23 protein-coding genes are annotated in these 24,649 nt (G+C 64.4%); 16 read left to right on the top strand and 7 right to left on the bottom strand.

The genetic code is table 11. The features are described 5' to 3' along the window. Positions 1-45 precede the first annotated feature (45 nt). Positions 46-882 (bottom strand): helix-turn-helix transcriptional regulator, encoded by an 837-nt coding sequence (locus J2X15_RS13955; RefSeq protein WP_310343869.1) that lies wholly within the window; start codon positions 880-882, stop codon positions 46-48. A gap of 86 nt (positions 883-968) precedes the next feature. Here J2X15_RS13955 and J2X15_RS13950 point away from each other — a divergent pair, with 86 nt between their 5' ends. Beyond that, positions 969-2,372, top strand: a complete 1,404-nt coding sequence (locus J2X15_RS13950) for a Fic family protein (RefSeq protein ID WP_310343868.1) — start codon at positions 969-971, stop codon at positions 2,370-2,372. A 6-nt stretch (positions 2,373-2,378) separates the two neighbouring features. On the opposite strand, the gene J2X15_RS13945 is transcribed toward J2X15_RS13950, so the two are convergent. Further along, positions 2,379-3,290 carry a LysR family transcriptional regulator gene (locus J2X15_RS13945; RefSeq protein WP_310343865.1) on the bottom strand — a complete coding sequence of 304 codons (912 nt, stop codon included), beginning with the start codon at positions 3,288-3,290 and terminating at the stop codon, positions 2,379-2,381. Positions 3,291-3,393: 103 nt separating this feature from the next. On the opposite strand from J2X15_RS13945, the gene J2X15_RS13940 reads away from it, so the two are divergent. Next, entirely contained in the window at positions 3,394-4,809 is a 1,416-nt protein-coding gene (locus J2X15_RS13940) for an MFS transporter (RefSeq protein WP_310343863.1), read from the top strand. Positions 4,810-4,847: 38 nt separating this feature from the next. Continuing rightward, positions 4,848-7,073, top strand: a complete 2,226-nt coding sequence (locus J2X15_RS13935) for a heavy metal translocating P-type ATPase (protein ID WP_310343862.1) — start codon at positions 4,848-4,850, stop codon at positions 7,071-7,073. Positions 7,074-7,136: 63 nt separating this feature from the next. On the opposite strand, the gene J2X15_RS13930 is transcribed toward J2X15_RS13935, so the two are convergent. Next, positions 7,137-7,691 carry a DUF4124 domain-containing protein gene (locus J2X15_RS13930; RefSeq protein ID WP_310343860.1) on the bottom strand — a complete coding sequence of 185 codons (555 nt, stop codon included), beginning with the start codon at positions 7,689-7,691 and terminating at the stop codon, positions 7,137-7,139. A gap of 119 nt (positions 7,692-7,810) precedes the next feature. On the opposite strand from J2X15_RS13930, the gene J2X15_RS13925 reads away from it, so the two are divergent. Both J2X15_RS13925 and J2X15_RS13920 read left to right on the top strand, forming a co-directional pair. Further along, positions 7,811-9,379, top strand: coding sequence for a methyl-accepting chemotaxis protein (locus tag J2X15_RS13925; RefSeq protein ID WP_310343857.1), 1,569 nt, complete (start codon positions 7,811-7,813; stop codon positions 9,377-9,379). 7 nt (positions 9,380-9,386) lie between these two features. After that, positions 9,387-9,860 (top strand): hypothetical protein, encoded by a 474-nt coding sequence (locus J2X15_RS13920; protein WP_310343855.1) that lies wholly within the window; start codon positions 9,387-9,389, stop codon positions 9,858-9,860. A gap of 138 nt (positions 9,861-9,998) precedes the next feature. Here J2X15_RS13920 and J2X15_RS13915 read toward each other — a convergent pair whose 3' ends face one another. Continuing rightward, a complete protein-coding gene (locus J2X15_RS13915; protein ID WP_310343853.1) occupies positions 9,999-11,618 on the bottom strand; it encodes a GMC family oxidoreductase in 1,620 nt (539 codons plus the stop codon). Positions 11,619-11,624: 6 nt separating this feature from the next. Next, positions 11,625-12,380, bottom strand: coding sequence for a class II aldolase/adducin family protein (locus J2X15_RS13910; protein ID WP_310343851.1), 756 nt, complete (start codon positions 12,378-12,380; stop codon positions 11,625-11,627). A gap of 106 nt (positions 12,381-12,486) precedes the next feature. On the opposite strand from J2X15_RS13910, the gene J2X15_RS13905 reads away from it, so the two are divergent. Next, entirely contained in the window at positions 12,487-13,182 is a 696-nt protein-coding gene (locus tag J2X15_RS13905; RefSeq protein WP_310343849.1) for a Crp/Fnr family transcriptional regulator, read from the top strand. 90 nt (positions 13,183-13,272) lie between these two features. Here J2X15_RS13905 and J2X15_RS13900 read toward each other — a convergent pair whose 3' ends face one another. Further along, positions 13,273-13,857: an NADPH-dependent FMN reductase gene (locus J2X15_RS13900; RefSeq protein ID WP_310343847.1), complete on the bottom strand. Its 585-nt coding sequence runs from the start codon at positions 13,855-13,857 to the stop codon at positions 13,273-13,275. Between the two features lie 397 nt (positions 13,858-14,254). Here J2X15_RS13900 and mnmG point away from each other — a divergent pair, with 397 nt between their 5' ends. From mnmG to J2X15_RS13850, 10 genes are all read left to right on the top strand, one after another. Beyond that, complete coding sequence (gene mnmG / locus J2X15_RS13895; RefSeq protein ID WP_310343845.1) at positions 14,255-16,303, top strand: tRNA uridine-5-carboxymethylaminomethyl(34) synthesis enzyme MnmG; 2,049 nt, start codon at positions 14,255-14,257, stop codon at positions 16,301-16,303. Between the two features lie 38 nt (positions 16,304-16,341). Next, positions 16,342-16,998 carry a hypothetical protein gene (locus J2X15_RS13890; protein WP_310343844.1) on the top strand — a complete coding sequence of 219 codons (657 nt, stop codon included), beginning with the start codon at positions 16,342-16,344 and terminating at the stop codon, positions 16,996-16,998. Between the two features lie 5 nt (positions 16,999-17,003). After that, positions 17,004-17,543: a DUF4124 domain-containing protein gene (locus J2X15_RS13885; protein ID WP_310343842.1), complete on the top strand. Its 540-nt coding sequence runs from the start codon at positions 17,004-17,006 to the stop codon at positions 17,541-17,543. Next, complete coding sequence (gene rsmG / locus J2X15_RS13880; RefSeq protein WP_310343840.1) at positions 17,530-18,213, top strand: 16S rRNA (guanine(527)-N(7))-methyltransferase RsmG; 684 nt, start codon at positions 17,530-17,532, stop codon at positions 18,211-18,213. The genes J2X15_RS13885 and rsmG overlap by 14 nt, the downstream gene beginning before the upstream one ends. Before the next feature lie 321 nt (positions 18,214-18,534). Then, complete coding sequence (locus J2X15_RS13875) at positions 18,535-19,152, top strand: LysE family transporter (protein ID WP_310343838.1); 618 nt, start codon at positions 18,535-18,537, stop codon at positions 19,150-19,152. A 52-nt stretch (positions 19,153-19,204) separates the two neighbouring features. Further along, positions 19,205-19,990, top strand: coding sequence for a ParA family protein (locus J2X15_RS13870; RefSeq protein ID WP_310343836.1), 786 nt, complete (start codon positions 19,205-19,207; stop codon positions 19,988-19,990). Between the two features lie 72 nt (positions 19,991-20,062). Continuing rightward, the gene (locus J2X15_RS13865; RefSeq protein ID WP_310343833.1) at positions 20,063-20,617 is read left to right on the top strand and encodes an RBBP9/YdeN family alpha/beta hydrolase; all 555 of its coding nucleotides are present in this window, start codon (positions 20,063-20,065) and stop codon (positions 20,615-20,617) included. A gap of 25 nt (positions 20,618-20,642) precedes the next feature. Further along, entirely contained in the window at positions 20,643-21,602 is a 960-nt protein-coding gene (locus tag J2X15_RS13860; protein ID WP_310343832.1) for a ParB/RepB/Spo0J family partition protein, read from the top strand. 54 nt (positions 21,603-21,656) lie between these two features. Further along, entirely contained in the window at positions 21,657-22,448 is a 792-nt protein-coding gene (locus J2X15_RS13855) for a class I SAM-dependent methyltransferase (RefSeq protein WP_310343829.1), read from the top strand. Then, a complete protein-coding gene (locus J2X15_RS13850; protein WP_310343827.1) occupies positions 22,445-23,191 on the top strand; it encodes an HD-GYP domain-containing protein in 747 nt (248 codons plus the stop codon). The genes J2X15_RS13855 and J2X15_RS13850 overlap by 4 nt, the downstream gene beginning before the upstream one ends. 7 nt (positions 23,192-23,198) lie before the next feature. Here J2X15_RS13850 and J2X15_RS13845 read toward each other — a convergent pair whose 3' ends face one another. Then, positions 23,199-24,623: an FAD-binding oxidoreductase gene (locus J2X15_RS13845; RefSeq protein ID WP_310343825.1), complete on the bottom strand. Its 1,425-nt coding sequence runs from the start codon at positions 24,621-24,623 to the stop codon at positions 23,199-23,201. Positions 24,624-24,649 lie beyond the last annotated feature (26 nt).

Genomic DNA, 24,649 nt, shown 5'->3' with positions numbered 1-24,649 from the left:
CGCTCATTGCGCAAGACAATTGTTGGGCGGCAGGCGGTGGAGGCGTTAGCCGCTGGCGCTGGTTTCTTGTGCCAAAGCGCTTTTTCTGAACGGGGCGGGCGCGGTGTCTGCGTTGCGCACCGACGAGGGGCTCAGGCCAAAGCGGTTGCGAAATGCGGCGGTGAAGCGGCTGTGCGACTCGTAGCCGCAGCGTTGCGAGATTTGCCCCACGGGGATTTCAGTGGACTGCAGCAGGCTCAGGCCCAGTTCCAGGCGTACCTCGCGCAGGCAGGCTGTCACGTTGCTGTTTTCTTCCTGCAGGCGCTGGCGCAGGGTGCTGCCGCTGAGCAGAAAGTGCTGGGCCAGCGTGTCCACCGACCAATCGGCATGCGGGCGTTGGGCGATGAGGTTGGTGACCCGGTCGGTCCACGACAGGGGCACGCGGGTGGGGAACACCAGGCGCTGCTCCGCCAGGGTCAGCAGCAACTCCACACCGCGGTGCACCGCGCTGGCCGAGAGCGTCTGGGCCGATGCGCGCTGGGCACGTTCCCAGGTCTGCGCCCAGTCGCCGGGGGCAGTGGTGGTGGCAAAGCCGCTCAGTGGCGGCTGGCTGGCCAGCGCGGGGTAGTGGCTGGCAAACGCGTCGGCCACCGCATCGGGAATGGTCCATACGCTGGCCGCATAGCGACCTGAGGGGCCTATGTGGTTGGACAGATCCCACTGGTGGCCAGCCGACAGCAGGCACAGCCCACCGGCCTGAACTTGCACCCGACCCTCCGCGCGCTGGGGGGTGACGATGCTTTTGGTGCCTGCGCGCACCCAAATGATGTTCGGGTTGCGAATGCGCACAGTTTTCACGGTGTGGCTGACGGCCACGGAGATGTCGAAGAAATGCGAATCCATGCGCTAGTTTGGCGCATGTGCCGCAAATTGTTTGCGCGCCACTTTAATTGGCGCAATAATGGCGCGATTCTGGTTTATGCGCCACCATGCCCAAGTTAACCCCGTCAGATGAACTGGACCGCCTTGTTCAGTGGATCGCTCAGCATCCGCAAGGGCTTGCCGTGGAAGCGCTCACCGTGGCTATGGGGGATATGCCGCGCCGCACGCTGCAGCGCCGTTTGGCTGCTTTGGTGCAGGCCCGGCGATTGGAGTTGGTGGGGCTGGGCCGCGCTGCACGCTATGTGGTGCCAAGCGCGCAATCTTTCCCAGCAGCGGTATCCGCGCTCCCACAGCTCTCTGTGCAGGAGCCTGGCGCCGACTACCCCACCGAGGCCTATGTACCCACGTCCCCAGAGGGCGAAGCCATCAAGGCCTATGTGCGCCAGCCACGCCACCTGCGCAAGCCCGTGGGTTATCAACAGGCGTTTCTGGAGGCCTACCAGCCCAATGTCACCGCCTACCTGCCCCCAGAATTGCGCGCCCAGTTGCATGTCTTGGGTCAGTCCCCAGCTGCGCAAACCCCCGCAGGCACCTTTGCGCGCGACATCCTGAACCGCTTGCTGATCGACTTGTCGTGGGCTTCTTCGCGCCTGGAGGGCAACACCTACAGCCGCCTGGACACCGAGCGTCTGATTGCCCAAGGCCAAGTGGCCGACGGCAAGGACGCGCTGGAAACCCAGATGATCCTCAACCACAAAGAGGCCATCGAATACCTGGTGCGGGACCCCGAGCGCGCCAGCCTCACGCCTGACACCGTGATTGCGCTACACGCCTTTTTGTCCAATGGACTGATGGCTGACCCTTCCGCGGTGGGCCGCATACGCCAGCGTGCGGTCGGCATTGGCGGTAGCGTGTACCTGCCCCTTGCTTTGCCGCAAGGCGTTCAAGAGCTGTTCGGCATCGTGGTAGAGATGGCGGCCGAGATTGAAGACCCGTTCGAGCAGGCCTTCTTTTTGATGGTGCATCTGCCCTACCTGCAGCCGTTTGAGGACGTGAACAAACGAGTTTCGCGCCTCACGGCCAATATTCCTTTTATCCGACACAACCTGTGTCCGCTGTCGTTTATTGATGTCCCGCAGCAGGCCTATGTGGACGCCATGCTGGGTGTGTATGAACTCAACCAGGTGGAGCTGTTGCGCGATGTGTTTGTGTGGGCCTATGCGCGGTCATGCCAGCAGTACGTAGCGGTGCAGCAAAACATGGGGCAACCGGATGTGTTCCGCCTGCGCTATCGGCGGGCACTGGGCGACGTGGTGGCGGGCATGGTGCGCGCGATGGAGCCTGCGGCGGAGGCGGCAGTGCGTGCGCGGATTCCGTCCGAGGTGGCGGAGGCAGACCGGGCTGGTTTTACGGCACTGGTGCTGGTGGAGCTCAAGGCGCTGCATGCGGGGAATGCGGTGCGGTTTGGGTTGCGGCCGTTGGAGGTGGAGGGGTGGCTTGCAAGGAAATGAATACGCTCACTGCGAAGGGCTCGGCGGCAGCTCGGCACACACTTCTCGCACGCAGCCGCGCAACCAGCGGTGCGCCGGGTCGGCGTGCTGGCGCGGGTGCCAGAGCAGGGAGACGGTGAACTCTGGGGTGGCAAAGGGCAGCGCAAAGCTGTGCATGCCGGCGCGCAGCACACCGGTGTGGCGCTCGGGCACGCTGGCGATGAGGTCGGACGCGCGGGCTAGGGCGACGGCGGTGGAGAAACCATCGACGATGGTGCGCACCTGCCGCTCCAGCCCCAGCCCCTGCAGGGCCTCGTCCAGCTGACCCTTGTCCAGCCCGCGGCGCGAGACATTCACGTGCTGCCCCGCGGCGTAGCGCTCAGGCGTGATCTCTCCCAGGCTTAGCGTGTGCCCGGCGCGCACCACGCCAATATGCCGGTCGCGGAACAGGGCCTGGGCACGCAGCTCGGGGCCCATGCTGCCTTCCACCACGCCGGTTTCCAGGTCTACCGTGCCGTCGCGCAGGGGGCCGCTGTCCTTGTCGGGCTTTTGCACAAAGCGCAGGCGTACGCCGGGCGCCTCGGCCGCCACGCGGGCAATCAGCGCAGGGCCAAAGTTCTCTACAAAGCCTTCGCTGGTGCGCAGCACAAAGGTGCGGTCCAGCTGCTGCAGGTCGATGTGTTCGGTGGGGCGCAGCGCGGCCTCCGCGTCCCGCACGAGCTGGCTCACCTTCTCGCGCAGCTCCAGCGCGCGCGGTGTGGGCACCAGGCCGCGCCCCGCGCGCACCAGCAGTGGGTCGCCGATGGTCTCGCGCAGGCGGGCCAACGCCCGGCTCATAGCGGAGGGGCTCAGGCGCAGCCGCCGGGCCGCGCCGGCTACGCTGCCCTCTTGCAGCAGCACATCCAGCGTGACCAGCAGGTTGAAGTCGGGGGTGGACATGGGCGAACCATAGCGCAAATGGCAATGACATGGCGTTGTGTGCATGAATACAGTGCAAACGCTGCGTCTTCCGCCATGCCAGTGAAAAACCTACGCTTCAGGCATGCAAACCTCACCCGCTCCCCTCCCCACCACCGCCCGTTGGGCGCTGGCCAGCCTGTCGCTGTCGCTGCTGCTGTCATCGCTGGGCACCAGCATTGCCAACGTGGGGCTGCCCACGCTGGCGCTGGCCTTTGGCGCATCCTTCCAGCAGGTGCAGTGGGTGGTGTTGGCCTATCTACTGGCCATCACCACGCTCATAGTCAGCGTGGGGCGGCTGGGCGATGTGGTGGGCCGCAGGCGCCTGCTGCTGGGTGGCATTGCGCTGTTCACGGTGGCATCGGGCCTGTGCGGGCTGGCGCCCACGTTGCCGCTGTTGATTGCGGCCCGCGCACTGCAGGGCCTGGGTGCAGCGGTGATGATGGCTATCACCATGGCGCTGGTGGGCGAGATGGTTCCCAAGGCGCGCACCGGCAGTGCCATGGGCCTGCTGGGCACCATGTCGGCCGTGGGCACGGCGCTGGGGCCCTCGCTGGGCGGTGTGTTGCTGGCCACGCTGGGTTGGCGTGCGCTGTTTCTTATCAATCTGCCTCTGGGTGCGTTGGCCGTCGTGCTGGCTTGGCGTTGCCTGCCAGTGGACCGCAACGCTGCACCGCAAGCCGCTGTGCGCTTTGACTACCCAGGTACCTTGCTGTTGGCGCTCACACTCGCAGCCTATGCGCTGGCTATGACCTTGGGGCGGGGCCACATGGGCTTGGTGAACTTGGTGTTGCTGGCAGCCGCAGCGCTGGGCGTGGCCTTGTTTGTGCGCACCGAGGCCCGCGCCGCATCGCCTCTGGTGCAGTTGGCCATGTTCCGTGACGCCGGACTGAGCGCGGGCCTGGCGATGAACGCGCTGGTGTCCACCGTGATGATGGCGACGCTGGTGGTGGGCCCGTTTTACCTGGCGCGCGGGCTGGGGCTGAGTGCGGCGTGGGTGGGTGGTGTGATGGCGGTGGGGCCGGTGGTCTCTGCCGTCAGCGGCGTGTTCGCGGGCCGCATGGTGGACCGCTGGGGTGCACAGCGCATGGTGGTGGCGGGGCTGGTGGCCATGGTGGCAGGGGCCGTGGGCTTGTCGGTATTGCCCCCGCTGCTGGGCGTGGCGGGCTACATCGTTGCCATGGCGGTGTTAACCCCGGGCTACCAGCTGTTCCAGGCGGCCAACAACACAGCGGCGATGCAAGATGTTCGTGCGGACCAGCGCGGGGTCACCTCGGGCATGCTCAATCTGTCGCGCAACCTGGGGTTGGTGACGGGGGCCTCGCTCATGGGAGCCGTGTTTGCCTGGGCTGTGTCGACCGCGGATGTGGGCACGGCACCGCCTGCCGACGTAGCCACTGGCTTGCAGATCACCTTTGCCGTGGCGGCTGCCTTGGTGGTGGCCGCGCTGGCCCTGGCGTTGAGAGGCGGTGCGCGGGCAAAGCCTGCAATAGCCCTATGACTTGACCTTCCCCCCATGGCAAGACCTAAGCTTGCGCCATGACTAACGAAACCTCCTCCGCGACCATCGATATCGGCATTGGCGGCATGACCTGCGCATCGTGTGTGATGCGTGTGGAAAAAGCCTTGAAGAAAGTGCCGGGCGTGGACAGCGCCACGGTGAACCTGGCCACCGAGTCGGCGCGCATCGAAGTGCACAACCCGGACATGGAAGCCCGTTTGCGCCGTGCGGTGCGTGATGCGGGTTACGAGCCACTGGCGCCCAGCGCAGCCATTGACACGGTGGATGCATCGCCTTGGGCTGGCTTTGCGCCAGTGGCCATAGGCCTGGCGCTCTGCGCGCCGTTGGTGTTGCCCATGGTGGGTGATCTGTTGGGCCAAGACTGGATGCTGCCCGCGCTGTGGCAGTTTTTGCTGGCCACACCGGTGCAGTTCATCCTGGGCGCGCGTTTCTACAAGGCGGGTTGGCATGCGCTCTTGGCGCGCACCGGCAATATGGATTTGCTGGTGGCGCTGGGTACCTCGGCGGGCTGGGCGCTGTCCATGTGGCTGTGGTTCACGGCGCCGGACCATGCGGCGCATGGCATGCCGGCCATGGCCCCGCATCTGTACTTTGAGAGCAGCGCCGTGGTGGTGACGCTGGTGCTGCTGGGCAAGTGGCTGGAGGCCGCTACCCGCCGCCAGACCACGGCCGCCATCCGCGCGTTGCACAGCCTGCGGCCTGACACGGCGCACCTGCTGGGCAGTGAGGGCGAAGTGGATGTGCCGGTGGCCGAAGTGCTGGTGGGCGACAAAATTGTGGTGAAGCCCGGCGAGCGTTTCCCCGTGGACGGCACGCTGCTGGAGGGCCGCACGCAGGTGGATGAATCCATGCTGACCGGCGAGCCGCTGCCCGTGACCAAAGAGGTGGGCGCCAAGCTCACGGGCGGCAGTATCAATGGCGAGGGCCGTGTGGTGCTGCAGGTGCGTGCGGTGGGGGTGGACACGGTGCTGTCCCACATCATTCGCCTGGTGGAAGACGCGCAGGCGGCCAAGGCGCCGATCCAGCGGCTGGTGGACCAGGTGAGCGCGGTGTTTGTGCCCGTGGTGCTGGTGATTGCACTGGGAACGCTGCTGGCCTGGTGGCTGACCGGTCACAGCTTTGAAGTGGCGCTGATCCACGCCGTGGCCGTGCTGGTGATTGCCTGCCCTTGCGCACTGGGCTTGGCCACACCGGCGGCCATCATGGCGGGCACGGGTGTGGCAGCGAAGTTTGGCATCTTGATCAAGGACGCGCAGGCGCTGGAAGTGGCGCACACCGTGAACGTGGTGGCCTTCGACAAGACCGGCACGCTGACCGTAGGCCAGCCGCGCCTGACGGCGTTGGTGCCGGTGGGGCTGGGGGAGGATGAAGCCCTGCGCTTGGCCGCGGGCCTGCAAAGCGGCAGCGAACACCCGCTGGCCCACGCCGTGGTGGCGGCTGCCAAAGCCAAGACGATAGACGTGCAAGTCCCCACCGAAGTGCAAGCCGTACCCGGCCGCGGCACCCAGGGCGTGGTGGCCGGACGCACACTGCTGCTGGGTAGCTTGCGTTGGATGGCCGAGCTGGGCGTGGCGTTGGACACAGTGAGTACGCAGGCCGCACAACTGCAGGCTGATGGCGCCACCGTGTCTGCCATGGCCGAGCGCACCGGGGCTGGTGTGACCTTGCTTGCCCTGTTGGCCTTTGCCGACGAACCCAAGCCCGGCGCCAAAGAAGCGCTAGCTACCTTGAAGGCCCGTGGCATCCAGACCGTGATGATTTCGGGCGACAACCGCGGTGCTGCCGAAGCCATGGCGAAACGTTTGGGCCTGGATGCGAAAGATGTGTTGGCCGAGGTGCTGCCCGGTGACAAAGCGGCGAAGGTTGCCGAACTCAAAGCCGGTGGCAAAGTCGTGGCCATGGTGGGTGACGGCGTGAACGACGCCCCCGCGCTCGCCGCAGCGGATGTCGGCATGGCCATGGCCAACCCCAATGGTGGTGGTACTGATGTGGCCATGCACGCGGCCGGCATCACGCTGATGCGCGGCGACCCGCTGCTGGTGGCCGGCGCGCTCGACATCAGCCGCCGCACGGTGGCCAAGATTCGGCAAAACCTGTTTTGGGCTTTCGCCTACAACGCGGCGGGCATTCCGCTGGCGGCGCTGGGCTACCTGAGCCCCGTGGTGGCCGGCGCGGCCATGGCGCTGAGCTCGGTGAGCGTGATGATCAATGCCTTGCTGCTCAAGCGCTGGAAGCCGGATTAAGCATGAAACCAGCCTCTAGCCCGCGTAGACTCTGCGCAAGTAGCTCCTAAAATAAGAGCAACTTTACTTCGTGCAGGCCGAGAAGTGGTTGTTCCCGTTGGACATGCACTGGTAGAAGCTGCGGTCCTTGCCGGTGGAGAACTGGCAGTGGGCCAGCGTCGTCTGGGACTTGGCACGGCGCAGGTTGGCGGCGTTGTTGTCGTAGTCCGCCTGGGTGATGTAGCCGTCTTTCAGGTTCTTGGCGCTCACCTCCAGCGCGGTGTCTGCCTGGTCCTGCGCATTCTTGACTGCGCTCATGCAGTCCAGCGGCACCTCTTTGCTGTCCTTGGTTTTCAGCGCTTTTTCCATGCCCTTGGCCAAGTCCTGCACATCCTTGGGAATCTTCTTGGTGCCGTCGGGGTTGTACTCAGTAGTGCCACCAGCCTTGCCGTTGTTGTCACCACCAAAGCCGCTGTTGCTGCGCAGCTTCAGGGCTTCGGTGCCCTTGTCGGTCGCGGGTGGCTGTGAGCCGTAATGGGTTTTGCCCTCGGCGTCCACCCATTTGTAGACGCCCTGGGTGTGGCCCACAGAGGTGCACAGCAGCAGTGCCAGGGACAAGAGGGTGGGGTAGAGGCGCATGGTGGGGCGGGTGCGAAGATGGGCTGGGGGGAAATTCTATGCGGGCAGCGTGTTGGCAGCTGTAAGCTTGTCTCCATGCGGGTAAGCTTTTAGACTGCAATAAAAAAGGAAGACACACCATGACCACCATGTCCCTGATGCGGCTTTTCACAATTCGGCTGCGCATGTTGGGCGCCATTGCCATGGTGCTGGCGCTGCTGGCGGTGGTAGGAGTGGGGGGGCTGTGGGGCATGGCGCAGATCCAGGCCGAGAGCGATGCCTTTCTGGACCATTCCTTCGCGCGGGTGCAGCACCTGGGCCGCCTGCAGGCCGCCATCAGCTCGGTGCGCCAGGCCGAGAAGGACATGATCATCGAGTACGAGCGCCCGGCCGAGGTGGAGAAGGCCTATGCACGCTGGAAGACCAACCTGACCACCGTGGACGACATCACGGCCCACCTGCTGGAGGATGCCGACAACCCGTTGATTCGCGGCATGCAGGCCAACCTGAAGACCTACACCAAGATGTTCGAGCCGGTGACCGTCCAGCTCAAGACCAGCGGTTACGAATCCGCCACCACGGCCAACCGCATGAGCCAGAAGGCGCTGGCCGAGGTGGAAAAGGTGCAGCTGCAAACGCGTGAGCTGGAAGAACTGCTGCAGAACGAAGCGAATGAGGCGATCCGCAAGCAGCAAAACGTGGGCAAGACCATCAAGTGGCTGTTCATTGTGGCCCTGGCGGGGGCCGTGGTGGTGGTGGTGCCGCTCACCATCTTGAACATGCTGTCCATCTGCCGTCCGCTGGAGCAGGCGCGTCAGCTGGCCCAGGCCATTGCCGGGGGCGACTTGTCGCAGAGCGTGGACGTGGTGGGCAAGGACGAAGTGGCCGACCTGCAGCGCGCGCAAAAAGCCATGCAGGAGGGCCTGGGTGCGCTGGTGTCGCAGGTGCGCAATGCCAGCGAAAGCGTGGCCCTGGCCAGCCAGGAAATTGCCTCGGGCAACCAGGACCTGTCGCACCGCACCGAGCAGTCGGCCAGCAGTGTGCAGGAGACCGTGGCCTCGCTGTCGGACCTGACCACCAATGTGCAGCAAACCGCCAGCGCCGCGCAGACCGCGCGCCAGCTGTCCGATTCCGCCTCCACGCTAGCGGCCCGCGGCGGCAAGGTGGTGACGCAGGCCGTGGGCAGCATGCACGAGATCGCCGCCTCCAGCCGCAAGATCAACGACATCATTGGCCTGATCGACTCGATTGCGTTCCAGACCAACATCCTGGCGCTGAATGCCGCCGTGGAGGCCGCCCGTGCGGGGGAGCAGGGCCGAGGTTTTGCGGTGGTGGCCTCCGAGGTGCGCAGCCTGGCCAAGCGCTCGGCCGATGCGGCGCAGGAGATCAAGGTGCTCGTCAGCACCAGCGTGACCGCGGTGGACGGCGGCGTGAAGCTGGTGGAAGAGGCTGGTGCCGCCATGCAGGAAATGGTGGACGGCGTGCAGCGCGTGGGCGCCATCATTGGCGAGATCACCGCGGCGGCGACCGAGCAGTCCAGCGGCATTGCACAGGTGAACGCGTCGGTGGGCAGCATTGACCAGGCCACGCAGCAAAACGCCGCGCTGGTGGAAGAGTCCGCCGCGGCGGCTGAGTCCCTGCGCGAGCAGGCGGAGCGGCTGGCCGAGGTGGTGCGCCAGTTCCGCCTGCAGGTAAACCAAAGGGGTTGAGCGATCTATGTTTGCGGTGTTTCCGGTCAGTTTGCGATATGGATTCGTTGTGGTGTTGGTAGTGGTCGTGGCGAGCACAGCCTGGCGTCACCGTGACGATGACTGGGTGCATGGCCTGTTGCGCCCTGAGGGGTCGGGCAAGGTACAGATTCAGTTTGACAACGGCACCGTGCGCGAGCCCGCGGCAGTCGTACCTGTTGCCAGTGACAAGGCGCCGGAGAATTTGCCGGGGCAATTGAAAAAATGCCTGCGTGGGAAGCAAACGATCTATACGGACCAGCCTTGTAGTCCTGATGCCAAGGTGGCAAAGGTGGATGGAGGCAACGTGACGGTGGTGCCGTCTGTGGGGGCCAAGCCGACATCGAGGTCAGACACTGGGACTGCTCCGGCGGAAGCTCGCAAGACGTTGCGCGATGCGTTGGATCTATCGGGCAACGACAATATTCGCGACAAAATGATGGAGCGTGCGGTCAACAAGTGACAGAACCCACAGCGAATCGAGAGGCCTGGGCCTTGGCCCTGTCGCTGGGTGCGCTGCTGGCACTACGTCAAAAGGCACTCTAGCCCTCGTAGACACTGCGCGAACAGCTCCTGTTTTTATAGCGTTAAGGCAAGCTTGTCAGGCCGCGGCGCGGATCAGACGTGCCGCTTTTTCCGCAATCATGATGGTGGGGGCGTTGGTGTTGCCGGTGACCAGGTGCGGCATGATGGACGCGTCCACCACGCGCAGGCCGCGCACGCCGTGCACGCGCAGCTCGGGGTCCACCACGGCCATGGGGTCGTTGGCGGGGCCCATCTTGCAGGTGCCGCTGGGGTGGTATTCCGTGTCCGAGTGGTCGCGCAAGAACTGTTCGATCTGCGCGGTGTTGTTCCGGTCTATGGGGTAGAGCATCTTGCCGCGGTAGGCGTCCAGTGGCTGGGCCTGCATGATGTCAAAACCCATTTGCGTGCCCTTGACCAGCGTGGCCATGTCTTCGGGGTCTGTGAGGTAGGCGGGGTCGATGCGCGGCGCGTCCGTGGGCTTGGCACTTTGCAGGGTCACGCTGCCGCGACTCTTGGGGCGCATCAGTGTCACGTGCAGGGTGTAGCCGTGGCCCAGGTGGGTTTTGCGGGTATGGTCGTCCACGATGCCGGTGCACAGCGCGAGCTGGATGTCGGGTGCATCGGCCTCAGGCCGGGTTTTCAAAAAGGCCTGCGATTCGGCCACGTTGGTGGTGACCCAGCCAGTGCGCTGCTTGCGCCATTCCAGCACTGACTTGGCCACCGTCCAGGCGCCCTTGGCGGAGAGGCCCAACGCGGCATCGGTCTGCTGGGTGCGGTAGATGAGCACGGTAGTGACGTGGTCCTGCAGGTTCTGGCCCACACCGGGCAGGGCGTGGCGCACGGGAATGCCGTGCTCGCGCAGGTGCGCCGCTGGCCCCACGCCGGAGAGCATCAGCAGTTGGGGTGAACCAAACGCGCCGCCTGACAGCACCACCTCGCGCCGCGCGCGCACTTCCTGCACCTGGCCGTTGCGTGCATATTGCACGCCCACGGCGCGCTGGTTCTCGCCCGCACCTTCGAACAGCACCTTGTGGGTGTGCGCGTGGGTGATGACGGTGAGGTTGGGCCGGCCCAGGTGGGGCGTGATGTAGGCGCGCGCGGCGCTCCAGCGTTCGCCGTCTTTCTGCGTGACCTGGGCGGGCGCGCAGCCCAGTTGGTTGGCGCCGTTGTAGTCGGGGGTGCGGGGCAGGCCCTGGGTTTCACAGGCTTGCAAAAATGCATCGTTGAGCTTGCTGGGGCTGCGCAGGTAGCTCACGTTGAGCGGGCCGCCCACGCCGCGGTAGGTGTTCTCGCCATGGCACTGGTTGTTCTCGGACTGCTTGAACAGCGGTAGCACGTCGGCATAGCTCCACCCGGTGTTGCCCTGGGCGGCCCAGCGGTCGTAGTCGTAGGCGTTGCCGCGCGTGTAGACCATGGCGTTGAGCGAACTGCTGCCGCCCATGACCTTGCCGCGCGGTGCAAAGCCGCGTCGCCCGCCCAGGCCGGGCTGGGGCACGCTCTCGTAGTTCCAGTTGAAGAGGCCCAGCCGCGCGGTGGCGGCAAAGCCCAGCGGGGCATGGATGAAGGCGCTGCTGTCGGGGCCACCGGCTTCCAGCAGGCAGACGGACACGGCGGGGTCTTCGCTCAGGCGGCTGGCCACCACACAACCGGCGGAACCGCCGCCAACAACGATGTAATCAAATTCTTGCAAAGGCATGGAGGGTCAATCTTGGTAACTGGGGTCGGTGCGGTTGAGTTTGCGGATGAGGGCGGGCCAGACAAAGGTGCCGCCCAGGCCGCCGGTTTGCACACGCATGGCTTCACTCACGCCTTTGACGATCTGCGGGTTCACATGGGTGAGTTCGCCACCGGCCTGCGCGCCGAGCTGGATCTGGCAGGTGGCCTCCAGCGTGTACATGCTGAGGAATGCATCGGCAATGGTCTTGCCCACGGTCAGCAGGCCATGGTTGCGCAGCACCAGAAAGTTGGCCTGGCCCAGGTCGGCCTGCAGGCGGGGTTTCTCGTCGTCGCGGAAGGCCACGCCTTCGTAGTCGTGGTACGCCAGTGAGGCCAGTACAAAGGTGGACTGCTGGCTCAGCGGCAGAATGCCGGCCTTCTGCGCGCTGACGGCCACGCCCGCACGGGTGTGGGTGTGCATCACGCAGCCCGCATCTTCGCGCACCTCATGCACGGCGCTGTGGATCACAAAGCCGGCCGGGTTCACGGGGTAGGGCGAGTCGATCAGCTTATTGCACTGCTGGTCCACTTTGACCAAACTGCTGGCAGTGATTTCGTCAAACATCAGCCCATAGGGGTTGATGAGGAAGTGGTGCTCGGGCCCGGGGATGCGCGCACTGATGTGGGTGAACACCAGATCGCTCCAGCCATACAGCGCCACCAGCCGGTAGCAGGCGGCCAAGTCCACGCGCAGCTTCCATTCTTCGGGGCTGACCTGCGATTGCACGGATGATGTGGCCATATGGATATCTCCGGATCTTTTGTGGGGACTTGGCCACGTTAACCGGACGTTAGGCTCTAAACTGTTAAAAAATTAACAATCAAGGGTAATCACCGGGGAGAAATGGATGGGGTACTCAAAAGCCGAGCTGCTGCACAAGCTCTCGCTCAATGTGTGGTTTGGCAGCCTGCCGCTGGCGGACCGCAAGGCCATGCTGTCGGCCGCGGCGTTAGTGCCGGTGCGCACTGGCGACATGTTGTACCACAAGGGGGAAATCACCGGGGGTTTCTATGGCGTGGTGGACGGTGCCTTCAAGGTGTCCAGCCTGGGGGAGGATGGCCGCGAGGGCATTCTGTCCATCATGGAAGAGGGCAACTGGTTTGGTGAGACTACGCTCTTGGACGGTCTGCCCCGGCCCCACGATGTGACTGCGCTGCATGAGGGGGTGGTAGCGGTCATCCTGCCCGGCGACTTCCAGACCCTGCTGCAACGCGCGGGCTTTGTCCAAGGCATAGGCGCGCTGCTGTGCACGCGGGTGAGGGCGCTGTACGGTCTGGTGGAAGACGCCATGCTGCGCTCCACCCGCGCCCGGGTAGCGCGCCGCCTGCTGGCGCTGGCACGGGGCGACACCACCATGGCACCGCAGGCGCGGACTGTGATCACCGTGTCGCACGAGGCGCTGGCCATGATGCTGGGCGTGACGCGCCAAACCCTTGCCAAGGAGCTCAAATATCTGGTGCATGAAGGTGTGCTGGCGCTGGGCTATGGGCACATTGATATCTTGTCGCCCGAGGCCCTGTTGCGGGAAGCGGCGTTGACCTGACCTACCTGGACAAGGACTCTAGCAGCTCTTTGCTATCAATGTAGGAGCTACTAGCGCAATATCTACGGGAGCTAGAGCCCTATTTCGTACTTAATCCGTGCTCAAGCGGGGTGCCGCCCACAGCACCTGGTCCACCACGGTCTGCACGCCGCGGCGCTGGCGTTCTTCAATCAGCTGGCCTTGTTCGTCAAACGCCTTGCCGGCCGAACCCAGCGCAAACTGTTTTGGCGCGAGCCAGCAGTGCAGGGCCAGCAGTAGCGGTTGCAAATGGCTCAGCGACCGCAGGCCGCCGAGTGCGCCGGGCGATGCGCTCAGCAGGCCCACCACCTTGTCGGCAAAAGGCTTCTCGCCATCGGCCCAGACCGGGTGACCTTTTACTGGGCTGCTGGCCCAGTCCAACGTGTTCTTCAGCAAGCCGGTGTAGCTGCCGTTGTACTCGGGCGAGACGATGATCCAGGCCGGGTGCGCGGCCATGATTTCCTTGAGGTGAATCACGTCGGGCGGCGTGCCTGTAGCTTCCAGGTCGGCGTTGTAGAGGGGGATGTCGAAGTCGCTCAGTTCCAGGTGCGTTACTTCGGCACCGGCCTCACGGGCCAGGGTCGCGGCTACGTGGGCGAGGCGGCGGTTGAAGGAGTGTTGGCGGGTGCTGCCCGCGAAGATCAGGAGTTTGGTCATGGTTTGGATTGTCGCTAAGTCAGGGTTTTTTGTTCGCCCGCGGTGGGGGTGGGTATGCGTTTTGCTCCGTGTCCCCCGCCCGCTGTGCGGGCTCCTCCTTGACCTGCGCAAAACGCATACCCATCCCCACCGCTCGAAGTTACGGACGCTCGCGTTTGAGTGCGAACACGGTGGGAGATCAAGTGGGGCGGGTGCTCTGCAAAGTGAGGTCAAGGAGGAGGCCCCTCACGGGCCGGGGGACACGAACGGCGCAGAGTACCCGCCCCGCTTGATCCAGAAGTAACGCAACCAATCAGAACCGTAGCGTGCCAAAAAATCAGGCACCCGTTAAAATCCTTCCCTTCCCCCTCACTTGGCGCGCTCCCTCCCTGTCTTTGGCGCGCCCGAATAGACCACCATGTTGTACCCACAAGATTTCGATGTCATCGTCGTTGGCGGCGGCCATGCCGGCACCGAGGCCGCGTTGGCTGCCGCCCGCATGGGCAGCAAGACGCTGCTGCTCTCCCACAACATCGAAACCTTGGGCCAGATGAGCTGCAACCCCAGCATCGGCGGCATCGGCAAAGGCCACCTGGTCAAAGAGGTGGACGCCATGGGCGGCGCGATGGCACTAGCCACCGACGAGTCGGGCATCCAGTTCCGCATTCTCAACAGCAGCAAGGGCCCGGCTGTGCGTGCCACGCGTGCGCAGGCCGACCGGGTTTTGTACAAAGCCGCCATCCGCCGCATGCTGGAGAACCAGCCCAACCTGTGGCTGTTCCAGCAGGCCGTGGACGACCTGATGATCGAGGGTGACCGCGTGGTGGGCGCCGTCACCCAAGTGGGCATCCAGTTCCGAGCCAAGACGGTGGTGCTGACGGCCGGTACTTTTCTGGACGGCAAGATCCACGTGGGCCTGAACAACTACGCCGCCGGTCGGGCAGGGGACCCGCCTGCCGTGTCCTTGTCCGCCCGCTTGAAAGAACTCAAGCTGCCGCAGGGCCGCCTGAAGACCGGCACGCCGCCGCGCCTGGATGGCCGCAGCATTGATTTCAGCAAGTGCATCATCCAGCCCGGCGACGGCGTGCCCGGCGGCATGAGCGATCAGATGCCGGTGGCCAGCTTCATGGGCAACGTGGCCATGCACCCGCGGCAGGTGCCATGCTGGATCACCCACACCAACGAGCGCACGCACGACATCATCCGCAGCGGCTTTGACCGTAGCCCCATGTTCACCGGCAAGATCGAGGGCGTGGGCCCGCGCTATTGCCCGAGCGTGGAAGACAAGATCAACCGCTTTGCCGACAAGGACAGCCACCAGATCTTTCTGGAGCCCGAAGGCCTGACGACGCATGAGTACTACCCCAACGGCATCAGCACCAGCCTGCCGTTCGATATCCAGTACGAACTGGTGCGCAGCATGGCTGGGCTGGAGAACGCCCACATCCTGCGCCCGGGTTACGCCATCGAGTACGACTACTTTGACCCGCGCAGCCTGAAGAGCACATTCGAGACCCGCCAGATCGGCGGCCTGTTCTTTGCCGGCCAGATCAATGGCACCACGGGTTACGAAGAGGCGGCCGCGCAAGGCATGTTCGCCGGTATCAACGCCGCGTTGCAGGTGCGCGCCATGGGTGGTGGCGATGTGGCGCTGAGTGCTGCTGGTAGTGCCAGCTACATGGGCGACACATGGTTGCCCGGCCGCGACCAGGCCTACCTGGGCGTGCTGGTGGACGACCTGATTACCAAAGGCGTGACCGAGCCCTACCGCATGTTCACCAGCCGGGCCGAGTTCCGCTTGCAGCTGCGCGAAGACAATGCCGACGACCGACTGACCGAAATGGGCCGCCAGCTGGGTCTGGTGGACGACGCGCGTTGGGCTGCGTTCAGCCGCAAGCGCGATGCTGTTTCACGTGAAACAGAGCGTCTCAAAGCCATCTGGGTGAACCCCCGCAACTTGGCTGCCGAAGAATCCGAGCGCGTGTTGGGCAAATCCATCGAGCATGAATACAACCTGGCCGACCTGCTGCGCCGGCCCAATATCAGTTATGCGGCGCTGATGTCACTGGACCATGGCAAGTACGCCAACCGTGATCTGGCGCCGCCTGTTTCACGTGAAACCACCGATGCGGCGCTCAGTGTGGAAGTGGCTGCGCAACATGCCTTTGTGGCCGCGGTGGTGGAGCAGGTAGAGATTGCCGCCAAGTACTCCGGCTACATCGACCGCCAAAAAGACGAAGTGGAGCGCGCCGCCCATTACGAGAACCTGCGCCTGCCAGCCGAGCTGGACTACATGCAGGTCAGCGCCCTGAGCATCGAGGCGCGCCAGCGCCTGAACAAGTACCGGCCCGAAACCCTGGGCCAGGCCTCGCGCCTGTCGGGCATCACGCCCGCCACCATCTCGCTGTTGCTGATCCATCTGAAGAAGGGCAACTTCCGCGGCTTTGCCGAAAAAGTGGCAGCGTAAACTAGCTCCTTTTTCCAACGAGCCGGGGAGGGCTGTGCATGCCGCGTGCGATTGTTCTGGTGCTGACCTTGATCGGGATCTTGGTCATCCCCCTGGCGTTGAAGAAATGTGCGTCGCCCAAAACGCCACCGGTGGCGGTAGCCCCCTCGGGTGCACCGCTGGCACCGGCAGTCAGCAGCCCCGAGCCCGCGGGTAACAAACCCATCGGCTACGGCATGACCTTTGGCCTGGCCGCGCTGGAAGACAAGGACCCCAAGGATGTGGCCAGCCTGGAATGTGGTGCGGGCGACGCTACGCTGGAACGCCCCTACAAAGGTGGCTGTAACCCCACGGTGGGCGATACCAGCTGCCGCATCGTGTTGCCACTGTTGTGTATCAAGAAGGGCGACCTGCCTCGGCCCGGTGGTCTGAGCGGCCACGGCTGGACGCGCGGTGAACTGGCCGCCACGCAGGCGGTGATGGGCGCGACCCTGGATTCCGAGATGAAAGCCAATGTGATGTGCGAGCGCGAGCTGGGTCCCGGTTGGCGCATGGCCACTTTTGCCGATGGCGGCAACTACATGGACGACCAGAACTACGACCACGAAGCCCGCGGTGATGTCTGGGGTCTGCAGGGTCGCCTGGGCCCCAATATCGGTGGTAACGGCCGCTACTGGGTGAACTCCCCGGGTCAATCCGCCAACTGCTGGAACTAAATTCAATGCAACTTTCGCGCGTATTCATGGTGGCCGCAGGCCTGTCGTTATTGGTCGCTTCGGCGCAGGCCGAAGTGTTCAAGTGCAAGGGCACCGACGGCAAGGTGGTGTTCAGCGACCACGCCTGCGCCGCGGACCAGACGAGTTCGTCGGTGCCGGGCATCACCAAATCCGCCACCAAACCAGCGCCGCCCGTGGAACCTGCGACGGCCCTGGAGCAAGCCAAGCGCCAGCAAGTGCAGGCCGGGTTGAGTCCCGAGTGCCAGGCGCTGGGCGACAAGGCGTCCCAGCTCTTGCGTTCCGAGGCCGGTCTGGAAGAGATCAAGCGTGCGGTGTCGGAGTTCGAAGGCCGCTGTGGCGACCAGGTGGAGAAAGCCTGGCGCGCCTCCGGCCAAGCGCGTCCCACCGGTAAACCGGACGCTGCCAGCTGTCGCGTGCTGCGCCAGGTGCGCGATGATGCCAAGGCCCAGCTGTCCAAAATGACTGACAAGGAAAAGATGGAATACGTCAAACTGCAGAACGAGGTGTCCGTTGCCTGCCCTTAAGCTGAACCACCGCGAGGTGTTGGCCCAAGCACTGCCCGCCCTGGGCCTGACGCTGGATGACGCCCAGATCACTGCACTGTTGGACTACCTAGCCCTGATCCAGAAGTGGACCAAGGTCTACAACCTGACGGCCGTGCGCGACCCGGACGAGATGCTGACGCATCACCTGCTGGACAGTCTGGCGGTGATAGCTCCTTTGCAAAAGCAGCTGGCTGCGTTGGCGGGGCGGGGTGTCGTGGGGGACAAACCGCGCCTGCTCGACGTGGGCTCGGGCGCCGGCTTGCCCGGCATCGTCATTGCCATTTGCTGTCCGCACATCACGGTGCATTGTGTGGACACGGTGGCCAAGAAGGCTGCGTTTATCCAACAGGTGGCGGTGACGCTGAAGTTGCCGAATCTGCGGGGTATCCACGCGCGGGTGGAAAGTTTGACCGAGCCGTACGACGTGGTGAGTTCGCGGGCCTTTGCGTCGTTGGTGGACTTCACGACTTGGTCGGAGAAGGCGCTGGCGGGGCAGGGTGTCTGGATGGGGATGAAGGGCAAGCATCCGGCGGAGGAGATGGCTGCGCTGTCTGGTTCGGTGGAAGTGTTTCACGTGGAACAACTGGCTGTGCCGGGGTTGGATGCAGAGCGGTGCATTATTTGGATGCGGAAGAGGGCTCCGGTTTAAGGCCTCGCTTTTCGGCTTCGGTGGGGGCTGGGCAAGGGTTGGCGTTTTGCTTCGTGTCCCCCGGCCTTCGGCCTCCTCCTTTACCTACGCAAAACGCCAACCCCTACCCAGCCAACGGCAAGGGTGGTGTGCCCACGGTGGAAAACCCATTTCTTGTTCGTAGCTGAGTGGCAGGGGTGCACCCCAAAGTGAGGTCAAGGAGGAGGGCCAAAGGCCCGGGGGACACGAACGGCGGGGTGTACCCCTGGCGCTCAGCGAGCCCAGAACAACAGACCGGAATTTCCAACGTAAACTCAACCCTTCCCCTGAAAGAAAACCACCATGCTCGGCGTCACCGATTACGGCACTTTTGTCATCACCATCCTCGTGTTCCTGGCCATTCCCGGCCCGGGCAATTTGGCACTGGTGACGTCCACCAGCAAGGGCGGCATTGCGGGCGGACTGGCCGCCACGCTGGGCGTCATCCTCGGGGACCAAGTGCTGATGTGGTCGGCGGTGGCCGGTGTGGCCGCACTGCTGGCTGCGTATCCCGATGCCTTCCATGCCGTGCAGTGGATGGGTGCTGCGTACCTCGCCTGGCTGGGCTTCAAGATGCTGACCGCTAAACCCGGTGCCGCGCCCGTGCTCAACATCAAGGCCGGTCACTACCTGCGCCAGGCGCTGCTCATCACGCTGCTCAACCCCAAGGCCATCCTCTTCTACATGGCCTTCTTCCCACTGTTTGTGGACCGTGCCAGCCAGCAGGGTCTGGTGACCTATGGCTTCATGGCTGCCACCATCGCCTTCCTCACATTTTTGTACGGCCTGGGCGCCACGCTGCTCACACACTTTCTGGCCGAGCGCATGCGCGCCAATCCCAAGATTGGCCGCGTGCTGGAAAAAGTCGCGGGCCTGTTCCTGGTTGGCTTCGGCATCAAGCTGGCCTTGCAGTCGCGCTGAGCGCCTGCCTTCATTTGCACCCGTTTTCTAGTCTCCTCACGTAAAGCGCTTTATGGCCAAAATTTTCTGCGTTGCCAACCAAAAGGGTGGCGTTGGCAAGACCACCACCACCGTCAACCTGGCGGCTGGCTTGGCCAAGGTGGGCCAGCGCGTGCTGATGATTGACCTGGACCCGCAGGGCAATGCCACCATGGGTTCGGGGGTGGACAAGCGCAAGCTGGAGCTCACCATTTACGACGTGCTGCTCGAATCGGCCTCGGTGGCCGAGGCGCGCACCACGAGCGAAAAGCTCATCGAAGGCGGCTGCGGCTACGACATCCTGGGCGCCAACCGCGAACTGGCGGGTGCCGAGGTGGAACTGGTGGAAGTGGAGCGCCGCGAAAAGCGCCTTAAGCAGGCACTGGCCGTGGTCGATGCCGAGTACGACTTTGTGCTGATCGACTGCCCTCCAAGCTTGAGCATGCTGACCCTGAACGGCCTGTGCTGTGCGCACGGCGTGATCGTGCCCATGCAGTGCGAATACTTTGCGCTCGAAGGCCTGACCGATCTGGTCAACACCATCAAGCAGGTCAAGGCCAACCTCAACGACGACCTGCAGATCATTGGCCTGTTGCGCGTCATGTTCGACCCGCGCATCACGCTGCAGCAGCAGGTCAGCGACCAGCTCAAGGCTCACTTTGGCGACAAGGTGTTCAACACCGTGATCCCGCGCAATGTGCGCCTGGCCGAAGCGCCCAGCTACGGCGTGCCCGGCGTGGTGTTTGACCCCAATTCCAAGGGCGCACAGGCCTTCGTGACCTTCGCACAGGAGATGGTGGATCGCATCCAAGCCATGTAGGCGTTTGTAAACCAAATAGGCCTCTAGCCCCCGTCAACATTGCGCAAGCAGCTCCTGAATTCATAGCAAACCATGTTCGCCCCCACCGTTCTCATCTTGCCCGGCTGGCAAAACTCTGGTGCCGCCCACTGGCAAAGCCGCTGGGAGGCGCTGTACGGCTACACGCGCGTGCAGCAGCACGATTGGATGCAGCCGCTGCGTGGCGACTGGATGGCGCAGCTGGAAGACGCCGTGCTGGCCGCGCCCACGCCCGTGGTGCTGGTAGCGCACAGCCTGGGCTGCATGCTCACCGCCGCTTGGGCCCAGCATTCGCAAAACACACACAAGGTGCAGGCCGCGTTCTTGGTGGCGCCTGGCGACCCTGAGCGCGAAGAGCTGCGCGCCGCGCTCAAGAGCTGGTGGCCCGTGGTGATGGACAAGTTGCCGTTTGCCGCCGAGCTGCTGGGCAGCCAGAACGACCCGTATTGCACTTTCGCCCGCGCCCAACAATTTGCCGCCGCCTGGGGCGCTGAGTTTGTGGATTACGGCGCGGCCGGCCACATCAACGCCGACACCGGCCTGGGTGACTGGGCCGACGGCTACGCTCGGTTGCAGGCCCTGATCGAACGTACTGCCAGCAGCGCCTGAACCCGAATTTCAAAGGAAGAAGAACATGGTCACGAAGAAACCCAAGGGATTGGGCATGGGACTGGAAGCCCTGCTGGGCCCCAAGGTCAAGGACACGCCCGCGGCCGACGCCGCACCGTCCAACCCTGGCACACCCAACACCCTGCTGCTGACCGACATGGTGGCCGGCGTCTACCAGCCGCGCACGCGCATGGACGAAGGTGCGTTGTATGAACTCGCCGAGAGCATCAAGGCCCAGGGCATCATGCAGCCCATCCTGGTGCGCCAGCTCGACGAGGCGGACGCGGCCAAGCATATCGGCGAAGGTCGTAAACGCCCCATCTACGAAATCATTGCGGGCGAACGCCGCTTCCGCGCGGCCAAGCTGGCCGGGCTGGACAGCGTGCCCGTGCTGGTGCGCGATGTCCCCAACGAGGCCGCCGCGGCCATGGCGCTCATCGAGAACATCCAGCGCGAAGACCTGAACCCGCTGGAAGAAGCGCAAGGCCTGCAGCGCCTGATCAAGGAGTTTGGTCTCACGCACGAAACCGCGGCCCAGGCGGTGGGCCGTTCGCGCAGTGCTGCATCGAATCTGCTGCGCCTGCTGAACCTGGCCGACCCGGTGCAGACCATGCTGATGGCCGGTGACCTGGACATGGGCCACGCCCGTGCGCTGCTGGCGCTGGACCGCGGCACGCAGATCACCGCGGCCAACCAGATTGCCACCAAGAAGATGTCGGTGCGCGAGGCCGAGAGCCTGGTCAAGAAACTCAGCGCCGAATTTTCACTGACGCCACAAAAGCCGACCAAGGAAAAATCGCGCGACTTGAAGCGCGTGGAAGAAGAACTGTCCGACCTGCTGATGGCGCAGGTGGAGGTGGTGGTGAAAAAGCGCGTCAAACGCCATGGCCGCGTGGAAGAGATGGGCGAGGTGGTGATCCAGTTCGGCTCACTCGACGAGCTCAACGGCCTGATCGAACGCCTGGCACCTGGCAGCAACCGCTAGTTGCTATCAAAACAAGAGCTGCTGGCGCATATTCCATAGGGGCTGGAGGCTGATTTGACCCCTAAACCCTGGCATCGCTTGAACCCTGCTGCCTGGCCCTGGCCGCTGCCAGCCATCGTGGCCTGGGGGCTGTGTTGGGCGCTGTTTCGTACGCTGTGGGAGCATGGCCTGGCGCTGCACTGGTCGCTGGCGTTGGCCAGTGCGTTGGGGGTGCTGTTGAGCCTGTGGGGCGGCAGCTGGTGGCGCCGCCTGCTGATCGCGGCGGGCTTTCCGGTGTCGCTGGCGCTCACCCTGGGCTTGGTGGGCGGCAACGCGCTGCCGGCCTGGGCCTGGCTGTTGCCACTGGCCCTGCTGCTGCTGGTCTACCCCATGAACGCCTGGCGCGATGCGCCGCTGTTTCCCACGCCGCAGAATGCCCTGGCCGAACTGCCGGCTCACGCGCCCTTGTCGGCCGGTGCGCTGGTGCTGGACGCTGGCTGTGGCCTGGGCCATGGCCTGCAGGCGCTGCGCCTGGCCTACCCGCAGGCGCAGTTGCACGGTATCGAATGGAGCTGGCCGCTGCGCGCCCTGTGTGCGCTGCGCTGCCCCTGGGCACGTGTGCGCCAGGGCGATATCTGGAAGGCCAATTGGTCGGGCTATGACCTGGTGTATCTGTTCCAGCGCCCCGAGAGTATGGGCCGCGCGGTGGACAAGGCGCGTGCCGAGCTGCGTCCCGGTGCCTGGTTGGTGAGCCTGGAATTTGAGGCCACGCAGGCCACAACAAGCGCCAGCTGGCGCACGCCCGGTGGCAAAATGGTGTGGCTGTACCGGGCGCCCTTGTCTGCGCCCACAGGAGGAACCGCATGAACCCCGAATCAACCCTGCCCCTGGGCGACGCCGCCGAAGCCCTGCACGCCAGCCGCGTGGTGGTGTTTGCCCTGGCCACGCTGGCCGAGCTGCGCGAGTCCGACACCGAGAGCCACATCCTGCGCGTGCAAAACTATGTGCGCCTGCTGTGTGCCGAGTTGCAAAAGTTTCCCGCGCATGCCGAGGTGCTGACGCCCGAGTACGTGGACTTGCTGCTGGCCAGCGTGCCCATGTACGACATGGGCTCCGTGGGCATCCCCGACCGCATCCTGCTCAAGCCCGGGCGGCTGACGCCCGAAGAAACCGCCATCATGCGCACCCACACCACGCTGGGCCATGACGCCCTGGCGCGCGCCGAAAAGACGCTGGGCCGCGTGTCGCCCCTGCTCACCATCGCCAAGGAAATCACGCTGTGCCACCAGGAGAAGTGGGATGGCTCCGGCTACCCCAAGGGCCTGTGGGGTGCGCAGATCCCGCTGTCGGCCCGCATCGTGGCGCTGGCCGATGTGTTTGACGCGCTGATCAGCAACAAGGTCTACAAGGACGGCGTGCCGCACGACAAGGCCGTGGAAATCATCACCGATGGTCGCGGCGGCCATTTCGACCCCGATGTGGCCGACGCCTTCTTGCAGATCCACGAAGAGTTCCGTGCCGTCGCCCAGCGCTTTGCGGATTCCGAAGCCGACATGCAGCAGAAGATCGAATACATGGCCAACGCCATTGCCGAGGTGGCGGTGCTGTAAGCCCGCGTTAAAGAGCGAAGATTTTCCCCGGATTCAGGATGTTGTGCGGGTCCAGCGCGCGCTTGATGGTGCGCATCATGTCTACCGCACCCACGCCGGTTTCCTCCACCAGAAAGCCCTGCTTGTGCAGGCCCACGCCGTGTTCACCGGTGCAGGTGCCGCCCAGCTTGAGCGCGCGTGCCACCAGCTGGTGGTTGAGCTTCTCGGCCAGTTCACGCTCGGCAGGCAGGTTGGGGTCGATCAGGTAGCCCATGTGGAAGTTGCCGTCGCCCACATGACCGACCAGGAAGTAGGGGATGCCGGCTTCCTGGGCTTCGGTCACGCTGTCCAGCAATGCGTCGGCCAGGTGGGAAATGGGCACGCAGGCATCGGTGGTGATGGCCTTGCAGCCGGGGCGTGACTGCACCCCGGCAAAGTAGGCGTTGTGCCGCGCGGTCCACAGGCGGGTGCGTTCCTCGGGCGTCTCGGCCCACTCAAAGGCCGCGCCACCAAACTCGGCCGCAATGTCCTGCACCGTCTGCACCTGCTCCTTCACGCTGTCGGGTGAGCCGTGGAATTCCATCAGCAGCATGGCGCCTTCGCGCAGCGTGAGCTTGGAGTGCGCGTTGACCATGCGGATGGTGTTGGCGTCCAGAAGTTCGCATCGCGCAATCGGCACACCCAGTTGGATCACCTGGATGGTGGTGTTCACTGCGTCGGCCAGGCTGTTGAACGAGCAGGTGGCGGCCATCACGGCTTCGGGCAGGGGGTAGAGCTTGACGGTGACTTCGGTGATCACGCCCAGCGTGCCTTCGCTGCCCACCAGCAGGCGGGTCAGGTCGTAGCCGGCGCTGCTTTTCTTGGCGCGCGTGCCGGTGCGGATCACTTCGCCGCTGGCCGTCACCACTTCCAGCGCCAGCACGTTCTCGCGCATGGTGCCGTAGCGCACGGCATTCGTCCCACTGGCGCGTGTGGCGCTCATGCCGCCAATCGTCGCGTCCGCGCCGGGGTCGATGGGGAAGAACAGGCCGGTGGATTTGATCTCGTCATTGAGCTGTTTGCGCGTCACACCGGGTTGCACCGTCACGGTCAGGTCTTCGGCGTTGATGGAGAGCACGGCGTTCATGCGGCTCACGTCCAGGCTGATGCCGCCTTGCACGGCGAGCAAATGCCCTTCGAGTGACGAGCCCACGCCAAACGGGATGACGGGCACCAAATACTCTGCGGCCAACTTCACGGCATCGCTCACGTCCTGTGTGCTCTGGGCAAACACCACGGCCGCGGGCGGCGGAATGTCGAACGCCGACTCGTCCCGCCCATGCTGCTCGCGCACCACCAGGGCTGTAGAGAACTGGTCGCCGAAGCGCGTTTTGAGGGCGTCGAGCAGCGTTGATGGCACAGGCCGTGCATGAACTTCAGGTAGCGAATGGTGCGAGAAAGACGTGGCAGACATGTAACAGCTCCAAGAAAGTACGATGG

The sequence above is a fragment of the Rhodoferax saidenbachensis genome, assembly GCF_031457975.1.
GTDB classification, from domain to species: domain Bacteria; phylum Pseudomonadota; class Gammaproteobacteria; order Burkholderiales; family Burkholderiaceae_C; genus Allorhodoferax; species Allorhodoferax saidenbachensis_A.
The sequence above is the reverse complement of the archived record's forward strand: the minus strand, read 5'-3'. Positions and strand labels throughout refer to the sequence as shown.

Coding starts and splice junctions, on each gene's coding strand:
- J2X15_RS13955 (WP_310343869.1), bottom strand. CDS start 882: ATGGATTCGCATTTCTTCGACATCTCCGTGGCCGTCAGCCACACCGTG.
- J2X15_RS13950 (WP_310343868.1), top strand. CDS start 969: ATGCCCAAGTTAACCCCGTCAGATGAACTGGACCGCCTTGTTCAGTGG.
- J2X15_RS13945 (WP_310343865.1), bottom strand. CDS start 3,290: ATGTCCACCCCCGACTTCAACCTGCTGGTCACGCTGGATGTGCTGCTG.
- J2X15_RS13940 (WP_310343863.1), top strand. CDS start 3,394: ATGCAAACCTCACCCGCTCCCCTCCCCACCACCGCCCGTTGGGCGCTG.
- J2X15_RS13935 (WP_310343862.1), top strand. CDS start 4,848: ATGACTAACGAAACCTCCTCCGCGACCATCGATATCGGCATTGGCGGC.
- J2X15_RS13930 (WP_310343860.1), bottom strand. CDS start 7,691: ATGCGCCTCTACCCCACCCTCTTGTCCCTGGCACTGCTGCTGTGCACC.
- J2X15_RS13925 (WP_310343857.1), top strand. CDS start 7,811: ATGACCACCATGTCCCTGATGCGGCTTTTCACAATTCGGCTGCGCATG.
- J2X15_RS13920 (WP_310343855.1), top strand. CDS start 9,387: ATGTTTGCGGTGTTTCCGGTCAGTTTGCGATATGGATTCGTTGTGGTG.
- J2X15_RS13915 (WP_310343853.1), bottom strand. CDS start 11,618: ATGCCTTTGCAAGAATTTGATTACATCGTTGTTGGCGGCGGTTCCGCC.
- J2X15_RS13910 (WP_310343851.1), bottom strand. CDS start 12,380: ATGGCCACATCATCCGTGCAATCGCAGGTCAGCCCCGAAGAATGGAAG.
- J2X15_RS13905 (WP_310343849.1), top strand. CDS start 12,487: ATGGGGTACTCAAAAGCCGAGCTGCTGCACAAGCTCTCGCTCAATGTG.
- J2X15_RS13900 (WP_310343847.1), bottom strand. CDS start 13,857: ATGACCAAACTCCTGATCTTCGCGGGCAGCACCCGCCAACACTCCTTC.
- mnmG (WP_310343845.1), top strand. CDS start 14,255: ATGTTGTACCCACAAGATTTCGATGTCATCGTCGTTGGCGGCGGCCAT.
- J2X15_RS13890 (WP_310343844.1), top strand. CDS start 16,342: ATGCCGCGTGCGATTGTTCTGGTGCTGACCTTGATCGGGATCTTGGTC.
- J2X15_RS13885 (WP_310343842.1), top strand. CDS start 17,004: ATGCAACTTTCGCGCGTATTCATGGTGGCCGCAGGCCTGTCGTTATTG.
- J2X15_RS13875 (WP_310343838.1), top strand. CDS start 18,535: ATGCTCGGCGTCACCGATTACGGCACTTTTGTCATCACCATCCTCGTG.
- J2X15_RS13870 (WP_310343836.1), top strand. CDS start 19,205: ATGGCCAAAATTTTCTGCGTTGCCAACCAAAAGGGTGGCGTTGGCAAG.
- J2X15_RS13865 (WP_310343833.1), top strand. CDS start 20,063: ATGTTCGCCCCCACCGTTCTCATCTTGCCCGGCTGGCAAAACTCTGGT.
- J2X15_RS13860 (WP_310343832.1), top strand. CDS start 20,643: ATGGTCACGAAGAAACCCAAGGGATTGGGCATGGGACTGGAAGCCCTG.
- J2X15_RS13850 (WP_310343827.1), top strand. CDS start 22,445: ATGAACCCCGAATCAACCCTGCCCCTGGGCGACGCCGCCGAAGCCCTG.
- J2X15_RS13845 (WP_310343825.1), bottom strand. CDS start 24,623: ATGTCTGCCACGTCTTTCTCGCACCATTCGCTACCTGAAGTTCATGCA.